Source organism: Nocardioides sp., from assembly GCF_047607365.1.
Classification (GTDB): domain Bacteria; phylum Actinomycetota; class Actinomycetes; order Propionibacteriales; family Nocardioidaceae; genus Nocardioides.
This window is the reverse complement of sequence record NZ_JASGDD010000157.1, coordinates 1-5,891: the sequence shown is the minus strand read 5'-3', so window position 1 is coordinate 5,891 and position 5,891 is coordinate 1. Positions and strand designations below refer to the sequence as shown.

Genomic DNA, 5,891 nt, shown 5'->3' with positions numbered 1-5,891 from the left:
GTCGCGGGCACGCGGGCCGCTCGTGGGGTCCGCGGCGTCCCGGGCACCCGCCCGCGGGCGGCCCTGAGCGTCTCGGCGGCGACCAGCTCGCGGCGGCTGATCACGGTGAGCTCGAGCCTGGTGAGGAGACCGGCGAGGTCGGTGGGCAGGTCGGCGGCGCCCAGTCGCTCCCCCATCGCCTTCTCGTACGCCGTCAGGACGAGCACCCGGGCGTCGTACTGCTTCCCGCGCTCGACGACCATGACGTCCGCGTCCTCGTCGATCCCGAAGCGCTCCCGCGTCTCGTCCAGCCCGGCGGCGCCGTAGTCGCGGATCGCGGCGAGCAGGTGGATCTTCGACAGGCGACCGAACTGAGGCACGCCCCCGATCCTAGGGTGTGTCTCCTTAGGCGTCGCGCCAGGCGATGAACCTCTCGAGGGCGGAGAGGTCGTAGTCGGGGCCGGTCGCGCCGACGGTGATCAGCTCGGCGCCGGCGTCGCGCAGAGCCTTCGCCTTGTCGAGGTCGCCGTCCTGGACGCCGACCGACACCTCGATCTCGCCCGGGTCGCGGCCGATGGCCTCACAGTGGCCGGCGAGGACGCCGAGCTTGTGGGCCAGGGTGTCGACGTCGACGAAGGAGTGCCAGATGTCGGCGTGCCGCGCGACCAGCTTGAGCGTCTTCCTCTCGCCTCCCCCGCCGATGAGCACCGGGATGTCGCGGGTGGAGAGCGGGTTGAGCCTCGACCACCGCTCCTCGATCCGCGGCAGCGCCTCGCCGAGGGCGTCGAGCCGGCCGCCCGCGGTGCCGAAGTCGTAGCCGTACTCGGCGTAGTCCTTCTCGAACCAGCCGGAGCCGATCCCGAACACCAGCCGTCCGTCGCTGATGTGGTCGACGGTGCGGGCCATGTCGGCGAGCAGCTCGGGGTTGCGGTAGGAGTTGCAGGTCACCAGGCAGCCGATCTCGGCGCGGGTGGTCTGCTCGGCCCACGCGGCGAGCATCGTCCATGCCTCGAAGTGCTTGCCGTCGGGGTCGCCGTAGAGCGGGTAGAAGTGGTCCCAGTTGAAGATCACGTCGGCGCCGAGCTCCTCGGCCCGGCGTACGGCGTCGCGGATCTGGGCGTAGTCGGCGTGCTGCGGCTGCAGCTGAACGCCGATGCGAAGGGGGCGGGTCATGCCCCCAACGTACGTCGGCCCGAGAAGTGCTCAGCGCAGCAGCGACCGGGCCCGGTGCAGCGCCAGGCTGACGCCGGCCCGCAGCGCCGCGGGGGCGTGCAGTTCGTCGAGGACGGGGGCGCGCACGCGCGTCCACGCGGCGTCCGACGACAGCGGCGCCTCCGGCACGCTGCCCGCGGGCTCCCGGCATCGCGCCAGCGCCTCGCGCAGGGCGAGCGGCGGAACGCCGTCGCGGGGCGTCCAGGTGTGGCCGGGCCGGCAGACCATGTCGTGGCGCAGGCTGGCGATCAGCGCGGTCACCGTGTTGAAGGGCGCGGCGACGGCGACGGCCGCGCCGAGTCCCGCCAGCGGCGTGGGGACGTTGACGGCCGGGATCCGCAGCCGGCGGAGGCCGGCGGCGCGCGTGCACTCGGCGAGCAGGGTCGCGTAGCTGACGAGGTCGGGGCCGCCGATGTCGAGCACGCCGCTCGCCGCGTCCCGGCCGAACCCCTCGACGATCGCGCGGAGCACGTCGGAGATCGCGATCGGCTGGACGCGGTGGTGGAGCCACGGCGGGAGCAGGTGGACGGGGAGCAGGGAGGCGAGCTGCCTGATCACCTCGTACGACGTCGAGCCGGCGCCCACGACGACGCCGGCGCGCAGCGTGAGCACGGAGCAGTCCGGGCGCTGTGCCTCGGCGAGGATCCGCTCGACCTCGTGCCGCGAGCCCAGGTGGGCGGAGAGCTCGTCCTCCGGAACCCCGGGCACCAGACCGGAGAGGTAGACGATCCGCCGGACGCCCGAGGTCTCGCGCACGGCGTCCCGGAGGACGCTCGCGCCGCGGCGGTCGCGGTCGGAGAAGCTCCGCTGGTCGAGGGAGTGCACGAGGTAGCAGACGCCCTCCACGCCCTGCCCGCCCTGGGCGAGCGCGGCACGGACCGCGTCGGTGTCGGTGACGTCGCAGCGTGCCCAGTCGACCTCGGCGCCCCAGGCGAACCGGTCGGGATCGGGGACCGAGGACGATGCCGCGACCACCCGGTGGCCCGCGGCGAGCAGCGCCGGCACCAGTCGCGAGCCGACGTACCCCGTCGCGCCGAGGACGAGGATCCTCACGACGCGCCGAGGTGCTTGAGGAGGTTGCGGCCGAAGACCTTGCCCATGCCACCCATGACCACGCCCATGGCCCCTTCGACCGGCCGGCGCATCGCGCGTGGGAACGGCAGCTCCGCCTCGACCGAGAGCCTGATGGAGACGTGGGTGCCGCCGGGGACCTCCTCGAGGCGGTACTCACCGCTGACCGACGTCTTCTCCTCCGACCTCGCCGGATCGTGCTCGTAGCGGATCAGCGAGGGCTCCTCGAACGTCATCACCTCGGTGAACGTCGAGCCGATCGACGCGCCCATCAGGGGGATCTTGGACAGGTGCCACGTCCAGCGGTCGCCGGCCACCTCGATCCGCTGGAGGTAGGGCGTCAGTCTCGGGAGCAGCTCGGGGTCCGTCAGCGCCGCCCAGATCTCCTTGCGGGGCGCGTGGATGGTGGCGGCCGACTGGTTGCTGGCGCTGAAGCGGGTCACCCCACCCTTTGTACCTGCCTACGGATAGAGCCCCCGGACCTCGTGCGCCCGCCAGACCCGCTCGACGGCCATGCAGGTGGCCGCCAGCCGGAGCGAGAGGTGCCGCTCGGTGGCGTAGACCAGGACGTCGCGCCAGGCGTGGGTCATCCGGTCGACGAGCTTCTCGTTCACCTCGGCCTCGGTCCACCAGTAGGACTGGTTGGCCTGGACCCACTCGAAGTAGGAGACGACCACGCCGCCGGCGTTGGCGAGGATGTCGGGCACGACGAGGACGCCGCGCTCGCCGAGGATGCGGTCGGCGTCGGCGCTGAGCGGGCCATTGGCGCCCTCGACGATGACCCGGGCCCGGACGGCCTCGGCGTTGCCCGCGTGGATGACGCCCTCGACGGCGGCCGGGACGAGCAGGTCGACCTCGGCGGCCAGCACCTCCTCGCCGCTGATCGGGCTCGAGCCGGGGAACCCGACGACGCTGCCGGTCTCGTCGACGTACGCCTCGAGGGCGGGAAGGTCGAGACCGTCGGGGTGCGAGATCGCGCCGTCGACGTCGCTCACGGCGACGACCCGCAGGCCCTCCTCGGCGAGGAAGCGGGCCGCGCCGCGGCCGACCTTGCCGAACCCCTGGACCGCGGCGGTCGCACCCTCCGGGCGGATCCCGAGGTGGTGCAGCACCTCCAGCGAGACCGCGACGACGCCGCGCGACGTGGCGGCGGCCCGGCCCTGGGAGCCGCCGAGCGCGATCGGCTTGCCGGTCACCACCCCGAGGACGGTGTGGCCGCGCCCGACGGAGTAGGTGTCCATCATCCAGGCCATCGTGCGCTCATCGGTGCCGATGTCGGGCGCGGGGATGTCGATCTCCGGGCCGATGATCGGCGCGATCTCGGAGGTGTAGCGCCGGGTCACGCGCTCCAGCTCGGCGATGCTGTAGCGGCGCGGGTCGATCCGCACGCCGCCCTTGGCGCCGCCGTAGGGCACGTCGAGGAGGGCGCACTTCCAGGTCATCCACATGGCGAGCGCCCGCACCTCGTCGAGATCGACGGCGTCGTCGAAGCGGACCCCGCCCTTGCCGGGGCCGCGGGAGTAGTTGTGCTGGACGCGGTAGCCGCGCAGCACCTCGATCGACCCGTCGTCGCGGCGCAGCGGGATGCTGACGCTGAGCTCGCGACGGGGCTCGGCGAGCATGGCGTGGACATCGGCCGGCAGGCCGAGGATCTTCACGGCCTCGGCGAGCTGGTCCCGGGCATCGTCCAGGACGGTGCGCTCGGTGCGGGTGGTGGTGGTCATTCCTTCTCCTTCGGGGCGACGACGTTGTCGATCCGTCCGCCGATCCATACGGCGGAGATGAGGGGCACGCCCGGTCGGTAGGCGAGGTGGACGTGGCTCGGGGCGTCGAGCAGCACGATGTCGGCGCGGGAGCCGGGCCGCAGGGCGCCCACGTCGGAGCGGCCGAGAGCCGCGGCGCCGCCGGCCGTGGCGGCGTGGACGGCCTCGGCGGGGGTCATGCCCATCTCCCGCACGGCCAGCGCGATGCAGAACGGCATCGAGCTGGTGTAGCAGGAGCCGGGGTTGCAGTCGCTGGCGATCGCGACGGTGACGCCGGCGTCGAGCAGCCGGCGGCCCGACGGGTAGGGCTGGCGGGTGCTGAACTCCACGCCCGGCAGGAGGGTCGCGACGGTGCCGGCCTCGCGCAGCGCGTCGACGTCGTCGTCGGTGAGATAGGTGCAGTGGTCGACCGCGGTCAGGCCGAGCTCGGCGGCGAGCAGGACGCCGGGGCCCTCCCCGAGCTGGTTGGCGTGCAGCCTGCCCGCCAGCCCGGCGGCGGCGCCCGCCGCGAGGATCGCGCGGGCCTGGTCCTCGTCGAAGGCGCCGCGCTCGCAGAAGACGTCGATCCAGCGGGCATGCGGCGCCGCGGCCTCCAGCATCGGGCCCGTGACGAGCTCGACGTAGGCGGCCGGGTCCTCGGCGTACTCGGGTGGGACGACGTGGGCGCCGAGGAAGGTGGTCTCGTCGGTGAACCCGCCGGCGATGCGCAGGGCGCGGGCCTCGTCCTCGACGGTCAGGCCGTAGCCGGACTTGATCTCACACGTCGTGGTGCCCTGCCGCCGCATCTCGGTCACATGACGTCGTACGCCGGCGGCGAGCTGCTCGTCGGAGGCGGCACGGGTCGCGGCCACCGTCGTCCGGATGCCTCCGGCGGCGTAGGACTCCCCCGCCATCCGGGCCTCGAAGTCGCGGGACCTGTCGCCGGCGAAGACGAGGTGGCTGTGGCTGTCGACGAAGCCGGGGAGCACCGCCCGGCCCTCGGCGTCGACCACCTCGTCGGCGTCGGCGAGGGGTGCCTCGGCCGCCGCCCCGATCCAGGCGATCCGGTCGTCCTCGACGACCACCGCCACATCGCGGCGTACGCCCAGCGGATCGGCACCGTCGCCGGCGGCCGGGTCGTTGGTCACCAGCTCGCCGATGTTGGTGATGACCAGGCTCATGCCGACCAGATCCTCACCTGCACGTCACCGAGACTACGACCGACGGCGGCGTGGTCGCCGCCGAACACGACGCGGCCGTCCACCATGACGCGGGTCACGTCCGCGCCGCCGGCCGCGAAGACGGCCGTGTGCTCGTCGCCGCCCGTGCCGGCGGTGCGCGGCGAGGCGAGGTCGAGGGTGACCAGGTCGGCTCGCCGACCTGGTGCGATCTCGCCGGCGTCGGCGAAGCCGAGGCTGCGCTGGCCGTCGGCGGTCGCCGCGGCGAGGAGCTCCGCGGCGCTCCAGTGGCCGCGCTCCTGCCCGGCGAGCCGCTCGTCCAGCTCGAGCGCGCGCATCTCCTCGAACGCGTCGATCACGGCGTGGCTGTCCGAGCCCAGCGTCAGGGTCGCGCCGGCCTCCCGCAGCCGGCGGGACGGACCGATGCCGTCGCCGAGGTCACGCTCGGTGGTCGGGCAGAACGACGCGAACGACCCCGCCTCGCCGAGCAGCGCGATGTCCTCGTCGGTGAGATGCGTCGCGTGGACAGCGCTCGTCATCGGCCCGAGCAGGCCGTGGTCGGCGAGCAGTCGGGTGGGCGTGACGCCGTGGGCGGCGAGGCAGTCGGCGTTCTCCCTGACCTGCTCGGAGAGGTGGACGTGGAGGGGCACCCCGTCGGCGGCCTGCGCCGCCACCGCCGGGAGCGCGGCGGCGGGGACGGCGCGGACCG

The 5,891-nt window shown here is 73.8% G+C and carries 7 protein-coding genes; all 7 read right to left on the bottom strand.

Features of this window, described 5'->3' with window-relative positions; genetic code table 11:
- Nucleotides 1–359, bottom strand: a 359-nt coding sequence (locus QM572_RS12540) for a hypothetical protein (RefSeq protein ID WP_415093585.1), incomplete at its 3' end; no start/stop codon positions are given.
- Between the two features lie 25 nt (nt 360–384).
- Complete coding sequence (locus QM572_RS12535; protein WP_415093583.1) at nt 385–1,152, bottom strand: LLM class F420-dependent oxidoreductase; 768 nt, start codon at nt 1,150–1,152, stop codon at nt 385–387.
- Nucleotides 1,153–1,182: 30 nt separating this feature from the next.
- Nucleotides 1,183–2,244, bottom strand: coding sequence for an NAD-dependent epimerase/dehydratase family protein (locus tag QM572_RS12530; protein ID WP_415093581.1), 1,062 nt, complete (start codon nt 2,242–2,244; stop codon nt 1,183–1,185).
- Nucleotides 2,241–2,705 (bottom strand): SRPBCC family protein, encoded by a 465-nt coding sequence (locus tag QM572_RS12525; protein WP_415093579.1) that lies wholly within the window; start codon nt 2,703–2,705, stop codon nt 2,241–2,243. The genes QM572_RS12530 and QM572_RS12525 overlap by 4 nt, the downstream gene beginning before the upstream one ends.
- An 18-nt stretch (nt 2,706–2,723) precedes the next feature.
- Entirely contained in the window at nt 2,724–3,986 is a 1,263-nt protein-coding gene (locus QM572_RS12520; RefSeq protein WP_415093577.1) for a Glu/Leu/Phe/Val family dehydrogenase, read from the bottom strand.
- Entirely contained in the window at nt 3,983–5,185 is a 1,203-nt protein-coding gene (gene hutI, locus QM572_RS12515; protein WP_415093575.1) for an imidazolonepropionase, read from the bottom strand. The genes QM572_RS12520 and hutI overlap by 4 nt, the downstream gene beginning before the upstream one ends.
- A partial coding sequence (locus QM572_RS12510; protein ID WP_415093572.1) for an amidohydrolase family protein occupies nt 5,182–5,891 on the bottom strand: 710 nt, incomplete at its 5' end. The genes QM572_RS12510 and hutI, both read right to left, overlap by 4 nt.

What these genes read in the sequence shown, in the direction of transcription:
- QM572_RS12535 (WP_415093583.1), bottom strand. Translation starts at nt 1,152, where the DNA reads ATGACCCGCCCCCTTCGCATCGGCGTTCAGCTGCAGCCGCAGCACGCC.
- QM572_RS12520 (WP_415093577.1), bottom strand. Translation starts at nt 3,986, where the DNA reads ATGACCACCACCACCCGCACCGAGCGCACCGTCCTGGACGATGCCCGG.
- hutI (WP_415093575.1), bottom strand. Translation starts at nt 5,185, where the DNA reads ATGAGCCTGGTCATCACCAACATCGGCGAGCTGGTGACCAACGACCCG.